The sequence below is a fragment of the Roseateles sp. P5_E1 genome (genome assembly GCF_054049335.1).
On the sequence record NZ_JBFUMN010000073.1, the window covers coordinates 1 to 21,789 of the forward strand.

The following is a 21,789-nucleotide window of genomic DNA, read 5'->3' on the forward strand; positions in this document are numbered from 1 at the left end:
AGCATCGGCGGCAACGGCAACGTGAGTGGCAACTGGTCCGTCATCGGGCAGTGGACGGCCGACGTCACATTGAACGCGGGCTATCTGCCGGGGTCGCCCTTGTCAACCAGCGCCGCCTGGCATGGTGATCATTCGATCTCTCGCAACGGCAACGGTGCCCTGTTCGAGTCCAGCAAYGGAGATTTCGGCAGCCAGACGTTCACYGTCAGCTTTGCCTTTGGCACGCCGATCTCGCTGCACTTTGCCGGCACCGTGAGCGCGGCTGCCTCGGTGGGCTATGTGTTCGGCGCCAGYTCGGCCAGYGACGCCGCTTTYCGCACCGATTTGTCTCAYACSGTGGCCTGGGSTGGCATMTCGGGCCTGACGGAYGCCAACGGCAATGCCGTCGCCTTTACTGCGCTGAGCGAAGGCAGCGGCGCCGATTTCGCCAAGTCCTTTGCCAGCCCGGTTCCTGAGCCGGGCAGCGTGGGYCTGCTGGCATTCGGGCTGGCCGTGCTGATGCACAGAGCGCGCCGTTCGCAGCGTTGACCTGGGTCGGCAGCGTGCCTACGTCTTGATCCAGCCACTATGAAGCCGTAGGCGCGGCTCGCCTGCGCACGGCAAAGGCCACCAGTGCCGCGCCGGACAGAAGCAGCGTCCAACTTGCGGGTTCGGGCACTGGCTCGCTGATCGAAAGACCCAGGAAATATGTCGCTACGGCTCCAGAATCTGTCGACCCGACGGAGCTGATGGTCAGTGCGTAGAGCTCGCCTGAGTTCAACCGGAGGGTGTCGTTGGTAATGCCGGCGTTGCCCGAAGCGTCCGTCATCAAGTCCATCGAAAGAAGGGGCTGGCTCGATAGGTTGGCTGAGCGCAGCAGCAGGTGCAGGCCTTGACTGCCTGAGGTGAGGTTTGGGTTGGTCCAGAAGGTGGCTCGAAACTGCCTCAGCGCATATCCCGCGCTGCCAGGAAGGCCAGTGTTGAAGTAGATGGTGTCGGACTGATCGGCCTGCCAGTCGACATACCCGACGAAATTGACCGTGGGGTCGTAGATGCCGGCGGGGAAGACGTTGAAGCTCGGCGGCGCTTCAGGTGCGTCATAGTCCGAGAAGTACTCGCCTTCAATCACCGGATGCCAGGTGGCGAGGGCGGGGGCAATTGCGCTGCACAAGACGACTGAAGTTGCCGCGCGGGCCAGGAAGCGACGCAGATTACCCATGAGGATCTCCTTTGAGCTGACGCAACCTCAGTGTGAGCCCTTGGCGGGCTTCGCCATACACCTAACGTCTAAGTGACTGGACGGGGGGCGGCGCTGAAGTCGTCCTTGCGTAGCATCTTTGATGCACCAAGGGAGCCCGGCTCGGGTGCCCCTCCATAGCACGCTCGTTGGTCACCACGTTTAGCCTGGCATCCGGAAACGTGCAAGCCCGGAAGTACGTGGCCGGTGACGTCGCTGTTGACGCCGGGGCGCCGCAGATCCTTCCGCTCAACCAAGCATTGCGATGCATCACGCCGCTCGTGGCTCCCCGACCTGGGCTCGAACCAGGGACCTACGGATTAACAGGCCTATGCCCGGGATGCCGGTCGGCGCTGGTGAGCGATCACGCCTTCTTCACGAACTCCGACTTCAGCCCCATGGCCCCGACACCGTCGATCTTGCAGTCGATGTCGTGGTCCCCGTCCGTCAGACGAATGTTCTTGACCTTGGTGCCGACCTTCACGACCAGCGACGAGCCTTTGACCTTGAGGTCCTTGATGACGGTGACCGTGTCGCCGTCCTGCAGTGCATTGCCCACCGCGTCGCGGATCACACGCACTTCGTCGGCGGCCGGAGCAGCTGCCTCGACCGACCACTCATGGCCGCACTCGGGGCAGACCAACTGTGCGCCGTCCTCGTAGGTGTAGGCGGATTGGCACTTGGGGCAGGCGGGCAGGGCGGGCATGCGGGGGGTCAGTGGGGAATGAATGGGAAGTCGGCATTGTCATGGGAGGGATTTGCTACGAGAAGGGAGCAATGGTAGATCTCAATGATCTGGTGGAGCCCGGCTCTGGTGTGGTGGTCAGTGATGTTCGTGGTATCAATGACCATGGACAAATCGTCGGAATTGGCACAAAGGATGGAAATATCTTTACGGCCTTTTTGTTGAGCCCTGTTCCTGAAACTCAGACGACGCTGATGTTCTTGGCCGGACTCGGAGTACTGCTTATCACCCGGCGTCGACTCAGTTCCTGATTCCCTTCCCGAGAACTACAGAAACCTCACCCGCCACCGCAGCACAGCCCGCCTAGTGAGGGCGGGCTTTTTCTGGCCTGGAGAAAACATGTCCGCCGTCCTCGCCTCTGAACGCAGGACGCTCAGGAGGCGGCTGCTATCAAGTCTGGACTGTTGAGCAGCTCGAATGCGACTTGGCGTAAGTCTGAAAAGTGTTGATCGCCAATCTTCCATTCCTTGTAGCCCTCCGCCGCCGTATCGGAGAACGCCGTGAAGATGCCTTCCTTCAAGCCTGCATATTCCGGCCGTAGATTGCCAACATGAGTTCCGCCGTCTCGGTTCGCTGCGTCCAGAACAAGCGCTTGGCGCGTGATACCGGAGTTGAGCTGATACCCCTCTGTCCACCACTCGTCGACCGAGAGGAAGTGAAAGTGCTGAGGTCGGTTGCCCAGCACAGGCGTGGTGAGGGTACGGGCCTCTCCGTTGGCGATCTGCATGACGAACATCGAAAGGCCCGCGCTCATGATCATCAGCCGATGCGGGTCGAAGACTGGACAAGTCGAGAGCAACCGCACGCTGTTTCTGACGCCCAACAGTGTCAAAAGCGCGTCTCCCTTCAGGTCGTGCATCAAGGTGCGCACCGAATTTGCGATCCGGAATGCCTCGTCAAGGTGTCCGGCGTCGTAGGCCTCAGACGATCGTTGCAGATAGCCCATGTGGGCCTTAAGCATCCCGCGTAGCTCGTCAGCAGATCTGGTCATAAACCAAGTTTGCCATCCTCTGCCGGTAATTCGGTGGGCGCTGGACGCTGTGACCGCACCCGGGACGATCACACCGCGCGAGAGCGCTTTGAGGCGCGCCGCGAAAACATGAAAATCAGCAGGAGTGTGCCAACTGCAAGCAGGCCAAAACTAGCCGGCTCCGGAACCATACTTGCGCTGATTTTGAACGTTTCAGGAATAAGGGTTACGGATTCCTCTAACTCTGAGTCGTCATAGAAGGTGAACGAACTTTCCCCAATGGCTACATTCCCCACGGTATAGGTCCCTTCATTTGCCAAGTTCAGCCCGATCGGCAATTTATAGGTCACGGGAATTCGTAGAAAGAAGCTGCCGGTCAACCGACGGTTCGCAAAGGGGGTGTCAAATTTCGCACGGAAGGCTATCGCAGTTACAAAGGTTTCATCGTGTTCTTGGGTTATCAAAGTTTCCGTTTCATCGTGAGGAAAAAGCAACCATCCGGTTCCCGCGCTGACCGCAGACAGCATGAAAAGACCGGCGGAAGGGGAGCGCGGTATTCCTGCAGCGTCTACAGCTTGATTCCCTCCTACCAAGTAGCGAGTGCCGCCAAAATCGGACAAGCTGGTTCCTGGCGTTTCGGTGTTCACTAATAGATTGAAATCGAAAGAATCGTTGTCGGCCGGCTTCCTGTCCCAGATTTGACTCGTAGAACTGAAATGTCCGGTTATGTCGATCGAGACGAGAGTTGCTGAGGCCGGAATCGAGACCGTAAGTGCAAGAAATGCGGCAAGAAGTCGAAGCATGAATCCTCCATGTCATTGAAGCGACATCCTCGTAGATGCCAACCGCTCGATACAAGACCTAACTTAGTGGCTTAGGGGAGAGACGTCGGACTCGGCACAAGCGAAGACGCCAGCGCATTGCGTTACACACACTAGTCGCTATCCCTTGCCGGTACACCGTGCAACCCGCCTCGGCGGGTTTTTCATGCTCGCGGGCCCCTGCAAATGTCACCTCTTGCGGCAGACCATGGCCAGTGGGCATTCGGCGCTCCGGTCCTTGCGGCCGGGGTGCCTCTTTTCGCTGGCTGAGCCAGACGCGCCTGGACGGGGGCGGTTCTTGTCGCTGGCGGTGGGGCTGGCCGAGGGGGCGACGCCTTCGTGGGTGACTGTCACCCGCACCGGCTCGTTCACGGACCCCCGCTACGGGCGGTTCGAGATCACGCTGGCGATGCTGGAGCAGATGGGGTCGAACTTCGACGGCCGGGTGTTCGGGCAGGACGTGTTCATCGACGTGGCCCACAAGCCCTCAGATGGCGCAGCCGGCAAGGTGATGCGGCTGGCCGTGGAGGGTACCCGCCGCGGCGCTGAGCTGAAGGACTTCCTGCTGTGTGCGCCGGTGATGCTGGCCGGGGAGGACGTGCCCGTGCAGACGCTGCAGGGCAAGGTGGTGCGCAACCAGCTGTCTTTGGCATAGCTTGGTGTGAGTGTCCAAAGCACCTTGATGGCTCCTTTGGGCGACCACAAGAAAAAAGCCCCATCCGCTTTCGCGAATGAGGCTTCTGATTTGGCTCCCCGACCTGGGCTCGAACCAGGGACCTACGGATTAACAGTCCGGCGCTCTACCGACTGAGCTATCGAGGAATTGATCGGTATTTTTGCTTGCCGTGCGGTTGCGGCTCGCTGTTGTTGCAAAGGCTGGCGATGGGCCAGCCTTTGCGGGTTTTCTGTGGCTCCCCGACCTGGGCTCGAACCAGGGACCTACGGATTAACAGTCCGGCGCTCTACCGACTGAGCTATCGAGGAACAGAGCCCGTGACTATAGCAGTTCTTTAGAGGGCCTCAGAGCCGGACCTCGAGACTCGTGCGGAAAGTCCGCGGTGCGAGGGGGTAGAGGTAGCTGTGCTCGAACTGCCACGGAGACTCGCGCCAGGCGCGGCGGTTGGTCAGGTTGTCGACGGCCACGCGCCAGATCCAGGTCTGGTTGCCCACGCCCTGCATGTAGCGCAGGCCCGCGTCGGCCACAGTCCACGCCGGCACCGCGATGCTGTTGTCGGGCGTGGCGAAGCGGCTGCCCTCGTGGCGCAAGCCAAGCTGGGCTTGCAGGCCAGGCAGCAGGTCCTGGCGCACGTGGGCCTTGAGCGTGGTCTCCGGCACATTGGGTGGCAGCAGGCCGTTGAGGCTGGCGTCGGCGCTGCCTTGGCGGCGCGCCTGTAAGCGCATGGCGCTGGCGAACAGGCCGCCGCCGCTCCACTTCAGGTCGGCGCTGGCTTCGACGCCGCGATGGCGGGCATAGCCGTCGGCGCGGCGCTCGCAGCTGTTGTCGGCGCTGCATTCCGTGAAGCCGGGCAGCACGATGTCGCGCCACGCGGGGCGGCGGATGTCGAAGACGGTCAGCGAGCCTTCGACGCGCTGGGTGCCGGTTTTCAGGCCGATCTCGGTCTGGCGGCTCTTCAGCGCGGGCAGCGCCTGGCCGGCATTGACGAAGCGCTTGCGGTTGGGCGCCACTTCGCTTTCGATGCCCTGGCCCCAACTGGCGTAGACCAGCCAGTCGCTGGCGATCGCATGGCTGAGCGCGATCCAGGGCGTGGTGACGCCCTGTGAGTAATCCGTTGCACGCGAGCCGTCCGTGCGCACGCTCTCGCGGTGCAGGCGGGTGTGGCGCAGGCCCAGCCAGGCGCTGGTGTCGGCGCTCAGGGCGACGCGGTCGCGCAGGTAGAGCTCGTTGCTGCGCTCGTCGCGGTTGGTGTTCTCGCCGGTCAAGTCGGGCGCGGCGGGCGTCACGGCGCTGCCGTCGACGTTGCCGGTGCCCGCGTAGTTGTAGGCCTGGCGCTGGAAGCGGCTCTTGAACTGGCTGCTCAGTCCACCGACGGTGAGGTCATGGCGCAGGCCGGCGAGCTGCACGGGGCCGCTGGCGGAGATGTCCAGCGCCGTCGTGTCGCGGTGCTCGTTCTCGCTGCGGAAGTCGTAGAGGTCGTAGCTGCCGTCCGGGCAGAAGCGGTCGGCGTAGTAATCGCCATTGGCGTCGCTGCAGCCGTAGGCGTAGGCCAGGCGGTCGTCGGTGCGCAGGCGCTGGATGCCGAGGTGCGCCTGGGCGCGCCAGTCGTTGCCCAGCTTTTGCTGCACGCGCAGCGAGGCGTGCGTGTTGTCGAAGACGACGGGCAGGCTCCAGGGCTGGTTGTTCAGGTTCAGGTTGGGGTCGACGCTCTTGGCGTCGGGCAGGCGGTTGCCGAGCAGGCTGAAGCCTTGCTGGCTGGGCTGGCTCTGGCGGTTGAACTCGACCTCCGCCTCGACGAGGGTGTCGAGGCTGATGCGCCAGTCGGTGGCCAGCGCGGCGGTGTGCGAGCGGCCCTTGCTGTCACGCAGCGTCGGGTCCAGGTGGGCCGCGGCGAGGTTGACGCGCAAGCCGAACTCGCGGTTGGCGCCAAAGCGCTGCGAGTGGTCGACGCTGGCCTGCACCGAGCCGCCCTGGATGGCTTCGAGCATCAGCGCCGTGCCGTCCTCGGCCTGCGGGCGCTTGACGACGAAGTTGACGATGCCGGCCGGCGAACTGGTGCCGGCCTGCATGCCGGAACTGCCCTTCAGCACCTCGATGCCCGACTTGTTGACCAGCGACAGCGCCGTCTCACCGGTGATGGGCAGGCCGTCGCGGCGCAGGTTGAAACGGTTGTCGAGGTCGAAGCCGCGGATCTTGAGCTGCGACCAGTAGCCGACGGCGTTGTAGGCGTCGGAGATGGAGGCGTCGAGCTTGGTGATGCCCGAGAGCTGGCTGATGCCAAGCTCGCCCAGCCGTTCCGCCGACAGGCTCAGCGCCTGCATCGGCAGCTTGGCCGGCGGGTCGTTGAAGCCCGACAGGCTGGGCACGGCCTCGGTGGCCTTGCCGGTCACGCTGACCTGGGGCAGGGTCTGGGCCGAAGCGAGGCCGGTGACGAGCAGCGCGGAGGCTGCGGCGAGGATGGAAAGAGAAATACGGTGGTTTGCCATCGAATTGCAAAGCGATGGCAGGTCGGCAAACGACAGGGCCCAGAGGCGGGAGACGAAGATTCGGCCTGGGCTTTCAGCGTGCTTCCCTGCGCGAGGATTACCTCAGTCAGGTTCAAAGGGACTGTCTCAGTCGATGGCAGCAGCCATCAACACCCCTAGCGAAGACGCGCCACACGAGGCGGCGCGCGGGCCGGATTCTAAGGGTTACGTGGGGTTCCAGCCTTCGCGCTCGGTGGCCTGGCCCCGCCACGCAGCGGACCTTAATCGATCAATTGTGTAAGCCATGGCTTGCAAATTTTTTCTACGTGTAGAAAATGCCAGCCATGACTGGCACGATTCGACTTCCCGCTGAGCTTGGCGAACTGCTGCGGCAGCGGCGCGAAGCGCTGGGCCTGAGCAAGAAGGCCGTGGCCGAGCGGGCGGGGCGGGTGCGTGAAGTGATCTACCGCCTGGAGGGCGGCGAGGAGGCCTCCGTGTCGTCGCTGTTCGACGTGTTGCGCTCGCTGAACCTGGCCATGCGCCTGGAGCCGGTGGGCCTGCCGACGATGGAGGAAGTGGCTGCGGCCTTCAACAAGGATGACGATGCTGCCTGAGCGCATCGCGCAGCTCGATGTGTCCATCGGGTCGCGCGTGGGTGCGGGCCAATTGCTCAAGGCGTCGACTTACGAGTTCCGGTACCTGGAGGCGTCTGCCGAGCAGCCTTCCGTCGCGCTGCTGATGCCGGCGGCGGCCAGGCTCACGTGGACGGACGGCGACCTCTTTCCGCCCATGGACCAGAACCTGCCCGAGGGCGATCTGTTCATGCGCATCCGGGCGTTGTTCCCCAAGCAGCAGACCACGGCCATGCACCTGCTCGCCCTCATCGGCGACAACGGCATTGGTCGCCTCGGCTATCGCATCCCGGGTGCTGACACGCCGCAGCCAGCGGTGCCGCTGAGCAAGGAGAGCCTGCTTGGCATGGCCTACTCGCCCCAGGTGTTCAACGACCTGGTGGCGGCCTATCTGAGCACCGGCGCGGGCATTGCCGGCATGCAGCCCAAAATCATGGTGCCCGAGGTGCGGATCGCTGTTCCCATTCCCACGCTCATCGTGAAGGTGGCGAGCGAGGCCTATCCCGGTTTGGCGGCCAACGAATACCTGTGCCTGCGTGCAGCCAACCTGGGCGGCATCCCTACGCCGGTGTTTGACCTGTCGCACGACGGCCAGATGCTGGTGCTGGAGCGCTTCGACACCGTTCTGAAGCCGGATGGGACGGTGGAGCGCCTGGGCTTCGAAGACATCGCAGCGCTATCCGGCCAGCGCGTGCGCGACACACTCTCCGACCGCAAATGCCACGGCAGCTACGAGCGCATCGCGGGGCTGCTGAGGCAGCTGCAGTTGCCCCAAGCCGACCTCGACCGCTTCTTCGAGCAGGTCGCCTTCTCCGTCATGGTCCGCAATGGCGACGCGCATCTGAAGAACTTTGGCCTGCTGTACCGCTCGCCGAGCGACATCTGGCTGGCGCCGATGTTCGATGTCGTCACAACGGCCATCTACCGCTACACACAGTACGCCGGCGGGCCCGAACTCGAAGACCGCACGCTGGCGCTCAAGCTCTTTGCCGGCAAGCACACGAGCAAGGCCTATCCGACGACTCAGGAACTGCTCGCCTTTGGCGCCAAGGTTTGCAATGTGAAGGCGCCGGCCACCGTGCTTCAACGCCTGGCGCAGGGCATGCAGCAGGCGCTGCAGGAAGCGAAGTCCGACGAACGCATCCCGCGCGAGCTGCTGTCAAGCATGCGGGAGGTGTGGCAGTCGGGTCTGGCCTATGGCGAGCGCGAAACAAAGCCGCCCTCGGGCGGCTTGCAGTGAGGGTTTCACTGGCTCAGTCGAACACCGGCGACTCCACGCCTAGCACCTTGTGCAGYTTGGGGCTGGTCGTCGTGTACTGCAGATGAATGCGCTTGTCCGGAAACACATACGGCGCCGCGCCGAATGCCGCCAGCGCGGTCTCGTGGAAGCCGCTCAGGATGAGCTTTTTCTTGCCCGGGTAGGTGTTGACGTCGCCGACGGCAAAGATGCCCGGCACGCTGGTCTCGAACTTCTCGGTGTCGACGACGATCTGCTTGCGCTCCAGCGCCAGGCCCCACTCGGCGATGGGGCCGAGCTTCGGTGACAGGCCAAAGAAGGCCAGCACCTGGTCGCACGGCACGACGCGCGTGATGCCGTCGTTGCCGGTGATCTTGACGCCGGTCAGTTGCCCGTTCGCTTCGTCAATGCCGGTGGCCTGGCCGACGATGAACTGCATCTCCATCGCGTCGCAGAGTGCGCGCATCTTGGCCACGCTCGCCGGCGCGGCGCGGAACTCGTCGCGACGGTGCACGAGGATGACGCTCTCAGCCTTGTGCGGGTTGCCGTCGGGATTGGCGGCGCAGAAGTTCAGCGCCCAGTCCAGGGCCGAATCACCGCCGCCGATGATGAGCAGGTTCTTGYCGGCGAACTGGTTCGGTGCCTTGACGCGGTAGTGGACCTGCGTGCCCTCGTAGGGCTCGACACCGTCGACCTTCAGCGTGCGCGGCTGAAAGCTTCCGACGCCGCCGGCGATGAAGACAGCCTTGGCCAGCAGCTGCGTGCCTTTGCTGGTCTCGATCAGAAAGCGGCCATCGTCCTGCTTTTGCACGACGGTGACTTCCTGGCCCAGGTGGAAGGTCGCGCCGAAGGGCTGGATCTGCCTGAGCAGGTTGTCGGTCAGCTCCTTGCCGGTGCACACGGGCACGGCCGGGATGTCGTAGATGGGCTTGTCGGGGTAGAGCTCGATGCACTGGCCGCCGGGATAGGCCAAGCTGTCGATGATGTGGGCCTTGATCTCCAGCAGGCCGAGTTCGAAGACCTGGAACAGGCCTACCGGCCCGGCGCCGACGATGACGGCGTCGGTGTGAATCGCATCGGGCCTGATCTGTACTGCTGCCTGCATGAGGAGAGAAGAAAGCTCAGCGGATCAGCTCGGGCAGCTTGCCCGTCTTGTCTTTCCACTCGTCGGCGTCCGGCAGCGCAGGCTTGCGCTTGGTGATGCTGGGCCAGCCCTTGGCGAGGTCGGCGTTGATCTTGATCATGTGGATCTGATCGCCGGGCACGTCCTCCTCGGGCAGGATCGCGTTGACGGGGCATTCGGGAATGCAGACCGCGCAATCGATGCACTCATCGGGGTCGATGGTGAGGAAGTTCGGGCCTTCGCGGAAGCAGTCGACCGGGCAGACGTCGACGCAGTCGGTGTATTTGCAGCGGATGCAGGCTTCGGTGACGACGTGGGTCATGAGCGGCTCTGGGAAGTAAGGGGCGCCCCGATGGGCAATGATTCGGGCGAAACGACGATTTTAGGGTCGGCGTGGTTTTGATCCTGCGCGTGGACGCGGCTGGCTCCTGTCCCGACCGTGACGACCGTGGGGCGGCCGCGGTGCAGCAGGGCCGCGTGGGCGAGGTCAGCCAGCGCGTGCTCGCTGGTGATGGCATCGGCACAGCCGGCACGGCTGACGACCAGCGTCGGCGTGTCCGGCGCCCAGCCGGCGGCCAGCAACTGGCGGCCAAGCGCGGCCAACTGGCGGCCGGCCATGTAGAAGACCTCGGTGTCGGCGCTTTGCGCGGCATGCAGTTCGCCGGCCTCGGTCATCGCCGTCGTCAGCGACACGCTGCGGCCTCGGCCGCGGCGGGTCAGCGGGCGTTGTGCCTGGGCGGCGGCGGCAAGAGCCGCGGTCACGCCAGGGACGACTTCACTGGCGATGCCGGCCTCGGCCAGCGCGATGAGTTCTTCTTCCAGGCGGCCGAAGACGCTGGCGTCGCCACCCTTCAGCCGCACGACGAGGGCGTGCTCCTGCGCGGCCTTGACGAGCAGCGCATTGATCTCGGTCTGCTTGGCCGAATGCTCAAAGCCGCGCTTGCCGACCGAGATCCACTTGGCTTGCGGCGCCAGGTCGCGCAGGGCCGGGTCGGCCAGCGCGTCGGCCAGCACGATATCGGCCTGGCCCAGCGCCCGCGCGCCGCGCAGCGTGATCAGGTCGGCGGCGCCGGGGCCGGCGCTGACGAAGATCACCTTGCCGGCAGTCATTACCAGGCCTCTTCCGCCGGAGCGGCTTGCACGTCCACCAGCAGCGCACCGCTGGTGCGGTGGCTGGCGGGGTCGACGACGATCAGCGCACCGCCGACGCGGTTGTCCACGAAGGGCTCGACGGGCAGCTCGTGCTGCACTTCCATCTGCACACGGCCGATGGTGTTGACGGGCAGTTCGTGCGCGTCCTGCGGCGTCAGCGTGTTGATGTCCAGCACCGAGTCGATGGCCGAGATGCGCGCCTGCACCCAACGGTTGCCGTGGCGCACCCAGTACTTGCGGCCGGGCTTGGCGGCCTCGGTGTCCAGCCAGGCCAGCGTTGCAGAGAAGTTCTTGGTGACCGCAGCGCTGCCGGGCGTGACGATCCAGTCGCCGCGGCTGACGTCGAGTTGGCGGTCCAGCACCAGGCCGGCCGAGTCGCCGGCTTCGGCGCTGGGCACGGCCTCGCCGGCCAGGCGGACTTCGGACACGACGGCCGTCTGCTTCGACGGCAGCACCTCGATGGTGTCGCCCGCCTTGACGGCACCGTGGGCGATGCGGCCCCACAGCACGCGTGGCTGCACGCCGGTGCCCTTGGATTGGTAGGCGTCCTTCTGCACGTATTGCACGGGCAGGCTCAGCGGCGCGTCGGCGCGCTCGCTCAGCGTGGGCAGGCGCTCCAGCACCTGCAGCAGGCTCTCGCCGTTCCACCAGGGCGCATCCAGCGGCTGGGTGACGTTGTCGCCACGCAGGGCGCTCACCGGCACGGTGGCGGCCACGTTCAGGCCAGCGGCGGCGGCGAACTTGTCCAGCGCCGTCTTGACTTTGGCAAAGCCCGCACCGGCGTCGTCCAGCGCGTCGATCTTGTTGATGGCGAAGACGATGCTCGGCACGCGCAGCAATTGGGCCAGCAGCGAGTGGCGCCGCGTCTGCGGCAGCAGCACCACCTCGTCCTGCGTCAGGTCCAGTTTGGTGATGTCCACCAGCACGACGGCGGCATCGCTGCCGGCTGCGGCCGTGACCATATTGCGGGTGTACTGCTCATGGCCAGGGGCGTCGGCAATGATGAACTTGCGCGTCTTGGTGGCGAAGTAGCGGTAAGCCACGTCGATGGTGATGCCCTGCTCGCGCTCGGCCTCGAGGCCGTCGGTCAGCAGGCTCAGGTCGATGGGGCGGCCGGCGGCGCGGCGCTCCAGCGTGTCGAGCTGGTCGGCCAGGATGGCCTGGCCGTCGAACAGCAGGCGGCCGATCAGCGTGGACTTGCCGTCGTCGACGGAGCCCGCCGTGAGGAATCGCAGCGCCTTCATCGCGCGGCCCGCCCGGCCGCCCGAAGGGCCGCGACGCCCCCTCGGGGGGCAGTGAACAAAGTGAACGTGGGGGCGGTCATTAAAAGTACCCTTCCTTCTTGCGCTTCTCCATGGAAGCTTCACTGGTGCGGTCGTCCATGCGCGTGGCGCCGCGTTCGCTGACGGTGACGGTCAGCGTCTCGGCCACGACCTCGCTCGCGTTGGCGGCGGGGCTCTCGACCGGGCAGGTGCAGGTCATGTCGCCGACGGTGCGGAAACGCACGGTGGCGGTCTCGACGGTTTCGCCTTCTTCCGGCGGCGTCACGTCGGTCAGCGGCACCAGCAGACCCTTGCGGCGGATGACCTGGCGCTCGTGCGCGAAGTACATCTGCGGCAGCGGGATGTTCTCGCGGGCGATGTAGAGCCAGACGTCCAGCTCGGTCCAGTTGCTGATGGGGAAGCAGCGGAAGTGCTCGCCCGGGCGGATGCGCGTGTTGAACAGCGTCCACAGCTCGGGGCGCTGCTCCTTGGGCTGCCATTGGCCGAAGCTGTCGCGATGGCTGAAGATGCGCTCCTTGGCGCGCGCCTTTTCCTCATCGCGGCGGGCGCCGCCGATCAGGCAGTCGAACTTGTGCTCCTCGATGGTCTCCAGCAGCGTCACCGTCTGGTGGCCGTTGCGGCTTTCCAGCGGGTGGGAGAGCCGAATCGTGCCTTTGGCCATCGAGTCTTCGAGGTGACCAACAACCAGGCGCTCGCCCATGTCGGCGACGCGCTGGTCACGGAAGGTGATGACTTCGGGGAAGTTGTGGCCGGTGTCGATGTGCACCAGCGGGAAGGGCAGGCTGCCCGAGTAGCCGCTCGGGTGCGCCGCGTTCTTCATCTTGAAGGCCTTCTCGGCCAGGCGCAGCACGACGCAGCTGTCCTTGCCGCCCGAGAAGAGCAGGGCAGGGCGCTCGAAGCTCGCGGCCACCTCGCGCAGGATGAAAATGGCTTCCTCTTCCAACGCATCCAGATGGGCGTGGTCGACGTCGGCGATGAGTTGTTCGGGTTTCACAGCAGCATTCATGATTTGGCGTGCAGGCCGCATTCCTTGGTGGAGTCTTCCCACCACCAGCGGCCRGCTCTGAAGTCTTCACCGACCGCAATGGCGCGCGTGCAGGGTGCGCAGCCGATCGAGGGCATGAACTGGTCATGCAGTGGGTTGTACGGAACCGCGTATTTTTCTACATAGGCCCAGACCTCGGCCCAGGTCCAGTCGGCGATGGGGCTGATCTTGCGGCGGCCATTGCCGTCGTCTTCGTCGAAGGCCACGTCGCCACGCGCGCCGCTCTGTTCGCGGCGCAGGCCGGTGATCCAGGCCGAACGGCCCTTCAGCATGCGGCCCAGGGGCTCCATCTTGCGCAGGCCGCAGCAGGCCTTGCGCAACTCGATGCTCTTGTACATCGCCTCCTCGCCCTCCTTGCGGACGAACTGGATGACGGCGTCGGCCACCGGCTTGAAGACCTCGACCTCGCGGCCGTAGCGTTCCCGGATGCGCGGCAGCAGGGCCAGCGTCTCCGGGTGCAGCTTGCCGGTGTCCAGCGTCGCGATGGCGATGGGCAGCTGGGTGCGGGCGATCAGGTCGGTGATGACCATGTCTTCCACACCCAGGCTGCTGCTCTGCACGAGGCCGTCGCCATGCTCGATGCTGGCTTCGCGCAGGCGCTGCAGCGCGGCTTCGATCTTGGCGTCCAGCGCGGGCGTCCATTTGGCATAGAGGCCAATGGCATTGCCGGCCGCGGGCGCAGCGGCCCAGGGCAGGCTGCTCATTTCGTCGCTCACGCCGCGCTCCGCTGGAACCAAGGGCGGGTCTCGCTGACGTCGCCTTGATAGAAGCCGACGGGCGCAAACAGGTCCAGCGCCTTCTGCGCGGCAGCCTGCGACTGGTCGCCGCGCATGACAGCCTCATCGAAGCCGGTGCGGGCCAGCAACTGCATCATGTCGACGAGCACTTCGCCGCGGGCGCGGATGGCGCCCTTGAACTTGAAGCGGCTGCGCAGGATATGGGCCTGGCTGTAGGCGCGGCCGTCGGTCCACTTCGGGAAGTCGAGCACGACAACGGCGATGCGGTCCAGGTCGGGAGCGAGCTGGTTGATGTCGGCATCGTTCGGGAACTCGATGGCGACCGGCGTGTTCGCAGGCCAGCGGGTCTTCACGGCATGCCATTGCTCCAGCGAGAGCAGGCGGTTGGGCGCCGGATCGGGATCGGGCTTGGGGCCGTCTTCGCCGATGGCGTGCTTCCATTGGCAGGTGGTGGCGTTGATGAACTTCATATCGATCAGGCCTTCGCGGTCGAGACGCGAACGGCGTTGGCCGCCGTCTTGAAGGGGTCGAGGCCCAGGCGCTTCACCGCGTTGACGAAGTGTTCTCCAGCCAAGCGCTCGCGCTTGAAGGTGTCGATGACGGCATCGATGGCGTCGGCGATCTCGTCGGCCGCAAAGCTCGGGCCGATGACCTTGCCGGCCACCGTCGTGCCCGACAGCACGGTGCCGTCGCTGCCGCCCAGCGTCAGCTGGTACCACTCGGTGCCGTCCTTGTCGACGCCGAGGATGCCGATGTGGCCGCTGTGGTGGTGGCCGCAGGAGTTGATGCAGCCGCTGATGTGCAGGTCGATCTCGCCGAGGTCCTCGAGTTCGTCCTGGTCTTGATAACGCTCGGCGATTTCGGCGGCCAGCGGCAGCGAGCGGGCGTTGGCCAGCGCGCAGAAGTCACCGCCGGGGCAGGCGATCTGGTCGGTCAGCAGGCGGGCGTTGGGCGTGGCGAAACCGGCGGCGCGGGCGGCCTGGAAGAGCTCGGGCAGGTCAGACGCCTTCACCCAGGGCAGCACCAGGTTCTGGCGGTGCGTCACGCGCAGCTCGCCATGGCTGAACTGGTCGGCCAGTGCGGCGGCGGTGTCCATCACGTCGGCGCTCGTGTCGCCGGGGGCGATGCCGACGCGCTTGAGGCTGAGCGTGACGGCGCGGTAGCCGGCGACGCGGTGGCCGTCGACATTGCGCGCCAGCCAGCGTGCGAAAGCCGGGTCGCTGGTGTCGAGCACGGGCTCGGCGACGGGCGCGACGCCGGCCGGGTCGACAAAGCAGGCCGCCACGCGGTCCAGCTCGGCTTGCGGAATGATGTGCTCGTGGCCGCCGTTGTCGTCGGCCAGGATGCGGCGGTACTCTTCGTTGACCGCATCGAAGAACTTCTGGCCTTCGGCCTTGACGAGGATCTTGATGCGGGCCTTGTAGAGGTTGTCGCGGCGGCCGGCCAGGTTGTAGCAACGCACGATGGCCTCGATGTAGACGAGGATCTGCTGCCAGGGCACAAAGGCGTTGATCTCCACACCCGGGATAGGCGTGCGGCCCATGCCGCCGCCGACSAASACCTGGAAACCGACYTCGCCGGCCTCGTTCTTCTTCAGCTGCAGGCCGATGTCATGCCAACCGATSGCSGCGCGGTCTTCGGCAGCGCCGCTGACGGCGATCTTGAACTTGCGCGGCAGGTGGGCGAACTCGGGGTGCAGCGTGCTCCACTGGCGCAGGATCTCGCAGTAGGGGCGGGCATCGACGATGTCGTCCGGCGCGATGCCGACGAAGGCGTCACTGGTGATGTTGCGGATGCAGTTGCCGCTGGTCTGGATGCCGTGCATGTCGACCTCGGCCAGCAGCTCCATCACCGTGGCGCTGTCCACCAGCGGGATCCAGTTGTATTGCAGGTTCTGGCGCGTCGTGAAGTGGCCATAACCGCCCTGGCCGGCAAACGGGCCGTCGGGCTGGCGGTCGTACTCGCGGGCGATGCGCGCCAGCTGGCGCAGCTGGCGCGAGGACAGCTCGCCATAGGGCACGGCCACGCGCAGCATGGGCGCATGGCGCTGGATGTACCAGCCGTTTTGCAGGCGCAGCGCGCGGAACTCATCGGTGCCGAGGGTGCCGGCGAGGTGGCGCTCGAGCTGGTCGCGGTATTGCGCGGCGCGGGCGTGGACGAAGCGGCGGTCGAAGTCGGTGTACTGATACATGGTTAGTGGATGACCTTCCAGCCGGCCATCAGAAGAGAAACGCAGAGCAGGCTGCGCACGACGCCGTCGGGCAGCCGACGGGTCAATTGGGCGCCCAGCCAGATGCCAGGTAAAGAGCCAATGAGCAGCGGCACCAGCAGCGTCCAGTTGACGTTGCCCAGCGTGGCGTGGCCGATGCCAGCGACCAGCGTCAACGGCACGGCATGGGCAATATCGGTGCCGACGATGTCGCGGGCCTGCATGCGCGGATAGATCAGCAGGATCAGCGTCGCGCCGATGGCGCCGGCGCCAATGGAAGACAGTGATACCAGCACGCCCAGCACAGCGCCGCTGAGGATGGTCAGCGCCGGCTTGCGGGCTTCGGGAATCCAGCGCTCCAGCCGAAGGCCCAGCGCCAGCCAGCTCTTCTTGAAGGCGACGACGACGGCCGTCAGCAACAGCGCGATGCCCAGCGAAAAGGTCAGCGCCGAGGCCCAGCCCTTGGTGACGCCAGTCAGGTGCATCAACGCCACGGTGGCCAAGGACGCAGGGATGGAGCCGGTCAGCAGGCGGCGGGTGATGGCCCACTGCACATGGCCATGCCGGGCGTGGGCCACGGAGCCGCTCATCTTGGTCAGTGCGGCAAACCACAGGTCCGTGCCGATGGCAACCGCCGGGTTGAGCTTGAAGACGGACAGCAGCAACGGCGTCATCAGCGAGCCGCCGCCCACGCCGGTGATCCCGACGATGAGGCCGACTCCCAATCCACTTGCAATCGCAATCCAGTCCAGCACGCTGTCCCCTGAGGCGACCCATGCCACCCGAGGCCGCGACTCTAAGTAATGTTGCGGTGCGGAAGAACTACAGAATTTTTGGGGCTATATGCCCATGCCGAATAAGCAACTTCAGTTTGTGGCGAGAAGCCGCAGTGCGGCGACCTGCTCCAGGATGCGCGGCGGCACGGTTTCGCGGCCCTCCAACATGGCGCGGATGAGGGCGGCGTTCTCGGCTGGCGTGCAGGCTGGCGACAGCGGCCAGTCCAGATCCGCCGTGTCGGCCGGATGCAGGGGCGCGGTGTCGCCGTCCTGGAAACCGATCAGATGGGCCTTGCGGCGCAGATGGGCATAGGCCTCGCCCTCGCTGGCGCGCATCAGCAGCGCCCGCCCGCCGTCCACCGTGAGGCCGGGCAGGGCCGCGGCCATGCTGTCCAGGTATTCCGGATGAGTCACCGCGACGACACGCACACCGCGGCCGACCGGGAAGGGGTCGAGCAGCTTGGCCAGGCTGTGGGAGCTGTTGCGCACGCCCAGGCGCGGGCGCAAGGCCATCAAGCTGTTCAAGCCAGGGTTGAGCATCTGCAAAGGCAGGACGGCCAATCTGTCGCCTGCCAGCCGCGTCTGGGCATCGGTCAGCGAGGGGCTGGCGTGCAGCCCCAGGGCGCCCAGCAACTCGAAGGGGCTGTGGCGGCTGTCGAAGTCGTGCCGTCCGAAGATCAGCACCGGCACGCCCTCGCGGGCCAGCAGCAGCGCGACCAGCGGCATCAGATTGGCCTGCTTGCGGGCACCGTTGAAGCTGGGCAGCAGCACGGTGCGCGGGCCGTCGGGGGCGGCCAGGCGGGCCGTTCGTGCCTGCATTGCGGCCAGGAACCCAGCCACCTCGTCGGCGCTMTCGCCCTTCACGCGCAGCGCGATCAGCATGGCGCCCAGCTCCATGTCGGGCACCTGGCCGTCGAGCATCTCACCGAAGAGCGCTTCAGCCTGCTCGCGATTCAGATCGCGCGCACCTCGGGCGCCGCGGCCCATTTCCTTGATCAATGAGGCGTAGTCCATGGCCGCAGTGTAGGAAGAGCCATGAGAAAGGGCCGCACGAGGCGGCCCTTCGAGTGGGATGCGTTCTCGATCAGAACGCGAAGATCGCGCCCAGGGAAACCAGGCGCAGCGTGCCCTTTTCGCCAGCGAATTGGGCCTGGGTCGAATCGACGCCCAGCTCCAGCTTGACGCTCTGGGTAATGGCATAGGTCAGGCCCAGCCCGGCGTAGACCTTGGCCTTGCTCTCGGAGTCGGAGCCGCTCAACGTGCCGAGGGTGGCGCTGGCTTGGGTCTTCACCTGGGCGACGCCCAGGCGGACGTTCATGCCCCAGTCGGTGCTCAGCGGCAGCGCGAAAGCAGCGCCCAGCATGAGCGCGGTCGGCTTGATGGCGACGGACATCGTGGCGTCCGCAGCCTTGAACTTGCCAAAGGCGATGTAGCCGGCTTCCAGGCTGAAGCCGTTGCCGAAGTTGTAGCCGCCCACCAGCTTGGCGCCGGTGTCGCTCGTGTCGCAGCTGGTGGAGCCCGTGCAGTCCAGATTGGCGTGCGAGACGCCACCGGCGGTGCCGATGTAACCGTGGGCCTGCGATTCGGCGTGGGCAGCGGTGGCGGCCAGCAGTGCGGCCAGGACGATGGTTTGTTTTTTCATGAGAACACTCCCTTTTTCTCTTGATGGATGGGCCGACCGGCGTGGCCGGCCTCGGCGCCTTTCTGAGGCGGCGCGCATGCTATTCGCGGCGCCTGTACGCCCTTGATGACGTTGTCGCGCGGATGAGACGGCAATGCCCCCGGCTCGGGGGCGATGTGAAAAAAACCGCCTGACCGCGCTTTAAGCGGCCAGGCGGCTCGGGTGGTCTCGCAGCGGCGTGTTTGGGCCGTCAGAAGGCCATGCGCGCACCCAGCGACACCATGCGCACGTTCTGGCGCTCACCCTGGATCTGGGCCCGCGTTGCGTCCACGCCCAGCTCGACGCGGGTCGACGGCGTCAGCGCGTAGTTGACGGCGAGGCCAGCGATGGGCTGGGTCTTGCTCTCGCTGCTTGAGCCGGTCAGCGCGCCGACCTCTGCGTTCACCTTGGTGCGCACGCGGGCCACGCCCAGGCGGCCGACCAGACCCCAGTCAGGGCTCAAGTTGGCCGTGTAGGCGCCGCTCAGCGACAGGGCTTCGGGTCGTCCGCTCAGCCCCACGGCGCCCTGGGACGCGCGGAATTTGCCGAAATTGGTGTAGCCGCCTTCGACTGCAAAGCCATTGCCAAAGGCATGGCCGAACATGGCCTTGCCACCGAATGCGTTCCTGTCGCAGGTCTGCACGCCGGTGCAGTCGACGTTGAGATGGCCTTGGCCCAGGGACAACAGGCCGTAGTTGTGCTCCGCATTGCTGCTGGAACGGGTGGTTTGGGCCTGGGCGGCAGTGGCCAGGGCGAGGGCGGCAAGGCTGATTGCGATCTTTTTCATGGGGAACTTCTCTCCTACTTCATCCATCGGAGCGCAGGCGCCGGGTGGGGCCTGCGGCGATATGCGACCGGTCGTCGCCAAGCCATCCTCATTGGCGCTGGGGGCTCGACTTGTAGGACTTGGGCACTCTTGCCGGCTGGTCTGGTAACCGCAGGCAAAGTGCTGGCGGCACGGGGATACTGCTGCAACGCTGCTGCCCTTCAGGTTCCATGCCGCATCTCAAGCCCAAGACGCTTTACATCACGCTGAGCTTGCTGATGGTGGGCCTGGTCGCCCTGGTGTACAGCGTGCTGCTGCTGTACGAGCGCTCACGCAGCGATGCACTGATGCTGCAGCAGGCTGGCGCGGCGGCCAGGCGCATCGGCCGCGAGGCCGCGGCGGCCGTCGAGACCGAGCTGCGGCCGGCGCGGGTCAGCGTGGCCCTGCTGGCGACCGGCGCCCTGGGCCGGGCCAGCAACGAGGCCGAGCGCCTGACTGCGCTGCCGCAGATGGCGGCGGCCCTGCGCGCCAATGCTTCGGTGTCGGCCGTCTATGTCGGCACCTCGGGCGGATCCTTCGTGCTGTTGCGCCGCCTTGTCGATGCGGCAACACGCAAGCGCATGGATGCGCCGGCCGAGGCTGCATTCGGCCTGCAAAGCGTGAGCCGCGATGGCGGCGCGGCCCCGCGTGGCGCCTACCGCTTCTACGACGCAGCGCTGCGCGAGCTGCAGCGCCGTGATCGGCCCGACTACGACTTCGACCCGCGCACCCGGCCCTGGTTCGCGCTGGCGAGCGAGGCCGGCGAAGGCAAGCTCGTGCAATCGGCGCCCTATCTGTTCTTCACGACCGGCGAACCCGGCGTGACGTTGGCCCAGGCTCATGGTGGCGCCGTCGTGGGCGCAGACGTCAGCCTGCAGGCTCTCAGCGAGATGCTGACGCGGCCGCAGATCAGCCGCTCCGCTGAGCTGCTCATTGCCACCCAAGGCGGTGAGATGCTGGCCGAGGCCCGGCGCGAGCGCGGCGCTCCGCCCAGGGACGGGCAGGGCCTGCCGCGCGTGGCCGAGAACGCATCACCGCTGATGCGCGAGCTCTGGCAGCGCCGCGATGGCGAGGGTCATCTCACGCCGATACAGACGGTCGACGAGCGCGAATGGGTCAGCCATGCGCTGCCGCTGCAGGGCGCCGTGGATGCCGGCGCGCCGCTGGTGCTGCTGATGGCCGCGCCGCGCGAGGAGCTGCAGGCCTTCCAGATCGAGAGCCGCCGCCAGAGCTTCTACATCTCGCTGGGATTGATGCTGCTGTTGCTGCCCCTGGTTCACCTGCTGGCCGATCGCGTGTCGCGGCCGCTGCGCAACCTGGCCCGCCAGGCCGAGGCGATCGAGCGTTTCGAGTTCGACGGGCCCGATCCCCAACGCAGCCTGATCCGCGAGGTCGACCGCCTGGCCATCGCGATGACGGCGATGAAGCATTCGCTGCGGCGCTTTCTCGACATCAGCAACGCGCTGAGTGCCGAGCGAGATTTCGACACCCTGCTCGACCTCATCCTGCGCGAGACCATCGCCGTGGCCGGCGCCAGTGGCGGCTCGGTCCACCTGCTGTCGGCCGATGGCCAGACGCTGGAGCCCGCGGCTTCGCGCGTGCGTGGCGAGACCGCGTCGCGCCGCGGCCTGACCTGGCAGGTGAACGTGCCCGACAGCGTCGCCGCGCCGGTGCGTGCCCTGCAGACGAACGCACCGGTCGAGATCGATCTGAGCTGGGACAACCCGACCCACCTGGCCGCCTACCAGCGGCTGTTCGCCGCCCTGGGCGTCGCCAAGATGCGCCTGCTGGCCCTGCCGCTGAAGAACAGCCAGCACGAGACCATCGGCACGCTGACGCTGACCTTCCCGCTGTCGGCCGATGGGCCGTCCGAACCACTGGGCGCCGCACGCGTGGCCTTTGTCAGTGCGCTGTCGGGCACGGCCGCCGTGGCCATCGACAACCAGCTGCTGCTGCGCGCGCGCAAGGAGCTGCTGGAGAGCTTCATCCAGCTCGTTGCCGGCGCCATCGACGCCAAGAGCCCCTATACCGGCGGCCATTGCCAGCGTGTGCCCGAGCTGACCAAGATGCTGGCCCAGGCCTCCTGCGAGGCGACCGAGGGGCCGTACGCCGGTTTCACGATGGACGCTGACCAGTGGGAGGCGCTGCACATCGCCGCCTGGTTGCACGACTGCGGCAAGGTCACCACGCCGGAGTACGTCGTCGACAAGGCCACCAAGCTGGAGACGATCTACAAC

General features: G+C 66.0%; 23 protein-coding genes, 2 tRNA genes and 1 riboswitch. Of the genes, 6 read left to right on the forward strand and 19 right to left on the reverse strand.

Annotation, left to right across the window (positions count from 1 at the left end; genetic code table 11):
- On the forward strand, nt 1–528 hold a 528-nt coding region (locus tag ACXJKJ_RS27700), incomplete at its 5' end, for a PEP-CTERM sorting domain-containing protein (RefSeq protein WP_457394131.1).
- Between the two features lie 37 nt (nt 529–565).
- Here ACXJKJ_RS27700 and ACXJKJ_RS27705 read toward each other — a convergent pair.
- Nucleotides 566–1,198 (reverse strand): PEP-CTERM sorting domain-containing protein, encoded by a 633-nt coding sequence (locus ACXJKJ_RS27705; RefSeq protein WP_457394134.1) that lies wholly within the window; start codon nt 1,196–1,198, stop codon nt 566–568.
- Nucleotides 1,199–1,580: 382 nt separating this feature from the next.
- The gene (locus ACXJKJ_RS27710; RefSeq protein WP_457394137.1) at nt 1,581–1,922 is read right to left on the reverse strand and encodes a zinc ribbon domain-containing protein YjdM; all 342 of its coding nucleotides are present in this window, start codon (nt 1,920–1,922) and stop codon (nt 1,581–1,583) included.
- Between the two features lie 71 nt (nt 1,923–1,993).
- On the opposite strand from ACXJKJ_RS27710, the gene ACXJKJ_RS27715 reads away from it, so the two are divergent.
- Nucleotides 1,994–2,212 (forward strand): hypothetical protein, encoded by a 219-nt coding sequence (locus tag ACXJKJ_RS27715; RefSeq protein WP_457394140.1) that lies wholly within the window; start codon nt 1,994–1,996, stop codon nt 2,210–2,212.
- Between the two features lie 122 nt (nt 2,213–2,334).
- Here the strand turns inward: ACXJKJ_RS27715 and ACXJKJ_RS27720 are convergent, their stop codons facing one another.
- Nucleotides 2,335–2,907, reverse strand: coding sequence for a hypothetical protein (locus tag ACXJKJ_RS27720; RefSeq protein ID WP_457394143.1), 573 nt, complete (start codon nt 2,905–2,907; stop codon nt 2,335–2,337).
- 113 nt (nt 2,908–3,020) lie between these two features.
- Nucleotides 3,021–3,734, reverse strand: a complete 714-nt coding sequence (locus ACXJKJ_RS27725) for a PEP-CTERM sorting domain-containing protein (RefSeq protein ID WP_457394146.1) — start codon at nt 3,732–3,734, stop codon at nt 3,021–3,023.
- A gap of 316 nt (nt 3,735–4,050) precedes the next feature.
- Between ACXJKJ_RS27725 and ACXJKJ_RS27730 the strand changes: the two genes are divergently transcribed.
- The gene (locus ACXJKJ_RS27730; RefSeq protein ID WP_457394184.1) at nt 4,051–4,407 is read left to right on the forward strand and encodes a hypothetical protein; all 357 of its coding nucleotides are present in this window, start codon (nt 4,051–4,053) and stop codon (nt 4,405–4,407) included.
- Nucleotides 4,408–4,498: 91 nt separating this feature from the next.
- Here ACXJKJ_RS27730 and ACXJKJ_RS27735 read toward each other — a convergent pair.
- The 3 genes from ACXJKJ_RS27735 to ACXJKJ_RS27745 all read right to left on the reverse strand — a co-directional run bounded on the left by ACXJKJ_RS27735 (nt 4,499) and on the right by ACXJKJ_RS27745 (nt 6,914).
- Nucleotides 4,499–4,574 (reverse strand) — tRNA-Asn (locus ACXJKJ_RS27735).
- Nucleotides 4,575–4,660: 86 nt separating this feature from the next.
- A tRNA-Asn gene (locus ACXJKJ_RS27740) sits at nt 4,661–4,736 on the reverse strand.
- Nucleotides 4,737–4,772: 36 nt separating this feature from the next.
- Entirely contained in the window at nt 4,773–6,914 is a 2,142-nt protein-coding gene (locus ACXJKJ_RS27745) for a TonB-dependent siderophore receptor (RefSeq protein ID WP_457394148.1), read from the reverse strand.
- A 66-nt stretch (nt 6,915–6,980) separates the two neighbouring features.
- Nucleotides 6,981–7,081, reverse strand: a riboswitch (TPP riboswitch).
- A 156-nt stretch (nt 7,082–7,237) separates the two neighbouring features.
- On the opposite strand from ACXJKJ_RS27745, the gene ACXJKJ_RS27750 reads away from it, so the two are divergent.
- Together ACXJKJ_RS27750 and ACXJKJ_RS27755 are read left to right on the forward strand one after the other, a co-directional pair.
- Complete coding sequence (locus ACXJKJ_RS27750) at nt 7,238–7,507, forward strand: helix-turn-helix domain-containing protein (RefSeq protein WP_457394151.1); 270 nt, start codon at nt 7,238–7,240, stop codon at nt 7,505–7,507.
- Nucleotides 7,497–8,765, forward strand: a complete 1,269-nt coding sequence (locus ACXJKJ_RS27755; protein WP_457394154.1) for a type II toxin-antitoxin system HipA family toxin — start codon at nt 7,497–7,499, stop codon at nt 8,763–8,765. The genes ACXJKJ_RS27750 and ACXJKJ_RS27755 overlap by 11 nt, the downstream gene beginning before the upstream one ends.
- Before the next feature lie 13 nt (nt 8,766–8,778).
- Here the strand turns inward: ACXJKJ_RS27755 and ACXJKJ_RS27760 are convergent, their stop codons facing one another.
- The 12 genes from ACXJKJ_RS27760 to ACXJKJ_RS27815 all read right to left on the reverse strand — a co-directional run bounded on the left by ACXJKJ_RS27760 (nt 8,779) and on the right by ACXJKJ_RS27815 (nt 19,534).
- On the reverse strand, nt 8,779–9,867 hold the full coding sequence (locus ACXJKJ_RS27760; RefSeq protein ID WP_457394157.1) for an NAD(P)/FAD-dependent oxidoreductase: 1,089 nt from the start codon (nt 9,865–9,867) through the stop codon (nt 8,779–8,781).
- A gap of 16 nt (nt 9,868–9,883) precedes the next feature.
- Nucleotides 9,884–10,207 carry a ferredoxin FdxA gene (gene fdxA, locus ACXJKJ_RS27765; protein ID WP_056194839.1) on the reverse strand — a complete coding sequence of 108 codons (324 nt, stop codon included), beginning with the start codon at nt 10,205–10,207 and terminating at the stop codon, nt 9,884–9,886.
- Nucleotides 10,204–10,995 (reverse strand): uroporphyrinogen-III C-methyltransferase, encoded by a 792-nt coding sequence (cobA, locus tag ACXJKJ_RS27770; RefSeq protein WP_457394160.1) that lies wholly within the window; start codon nt 10,993–10,995, stop codon nt 10,204–10,206. The genes fdxA and cobA overlap by 4 nt, the downstream gene beginning before the upstream one ends.
- On the reverse strand, nt 10,995–12,281 hold the full coding sequence (locus ACXJKJ_RS27775; protein ID WP_457394163.1) for a sulfate adenylyltransferase subunit 1: 1,287 nt from the start codon (nt 12,279–12,281) through the stop codon (nt 10,995–10,997). Before ACXJKJ_RS27775 ends, cobA begins: the two co-directional genes overlap by 1 nt.
- A gap of 79 nt (nt 12,282–12,360) precedes the next feature.
- Entirely contained in the window at nt 12,361–13,326 is a 966-nt protein-coding gene (cysD, locus tag ACXJKJ_RS27780) for a sulfate adenylyltransferase subunit CysD (protein WP_056194845.1), read from the reverse strand.
- The gene (locus ACXJKJ_RS27785) at nt 13,323–14,069 is read right to left on the reverse strand and encodes a phosphoadenylyl-sulfate reductase (protein WP_457394178.1); all 747 of its coding nucleotides are present in this window, start codon (nt 14,067–14,069) and stop codon (nt 13,323–13,325) included. The genes cysD and ACXJKJ_RS27785 overlap by 4 nt, the downstream gene beginning before the upstream one ends.
- A gap of 8 nt (nt 14,070–14,077) precedes the next feature.
- Nucleotides 14,078–14,572, reverse strand: coding sequence for a DUF934 domain-containing protein (locus tag ACXJKJ_RS27790; RefSeq protein ID WP_056194847.1), 495 nt, complete (start codon nt 14,570–14,572; stop codon nt 14,078–14,080).
- Between the two features lie 5 nt (nt 14,573–14,577).
- A complete protein-coding gene (locus ACXJKJ_RS27795; RefSeq protein WP_457394166.1) occupies nt 14,578–16,293 on the reverse strand; it encodes a nitrite/sulfite reductase in 1,716 nt (571 codons plus the stop codon).
- Nucleotides 16,294–16,295: 2 nt separating this feature from the next.
- Entirely contained in the window at nt 16,296–17,063 is a 768-nt protein-coding gene (locus ACXJKJ_RS27800; protein ID WP_457394181.1) for a sulfite exporter TauE/SafE family protein, read from the reverse strand.
- 114 nt (nt 17,064–17,177) lie between these two features.
- Nucleotides 17,178–18,101 (reverse strand): DNA-binding protein YbiB, encoded by a 924-nt coding sequence (ybiB, locus tag ACXJKJ_RS27805; RefSeq protein ID WP_457394169.1) that lies wholly within the window; start codon nt 18,099–18,101, stop codon nt 17,178–17,180.
- A gap of 70 nt (nt 18,102–18,171) precedes the next feature.
- Nucleotides 18,172–18,729, reverse strand: a complete 558-nt coding sequence (locus ACXJKJ_RS27810; RefSeq protein WP_056194856.1) for an outer membrane beta-barrel protein — start codon at nt 18,727–18,729, stop codon at nt 18,172–18,174.
- Between the two features lie 229 nt (nt 18,730–18,958).
- On the reverse strand, nt 18,959–19,534 hold the full coding sequence (locus ACXJKJ_RS27815) for an outer membrane beta-barrel protein (RefSeq protein ID WP_457394172.1): 576 nt from the start codon (nt 19,532–19,534) through the stop codon (nt 18,959–18,961).
- A 209-nt stretch (nt 19,535–19,743) separates the two neighbouring features.
- Here ACXJKJ_RS27815 and ACXJKJ_RS27820 point away from each other — a divergent pair.
- Nucleotides 19,744–21,789, forward strand: a 2,046-nt coding sequence (locus tag ACXJKJ_RS27820; RefSeq protein ID WP_457394175.1) for a GAF domain-containing protein, incomplete at its 3' end; no start/stop codon positions are given.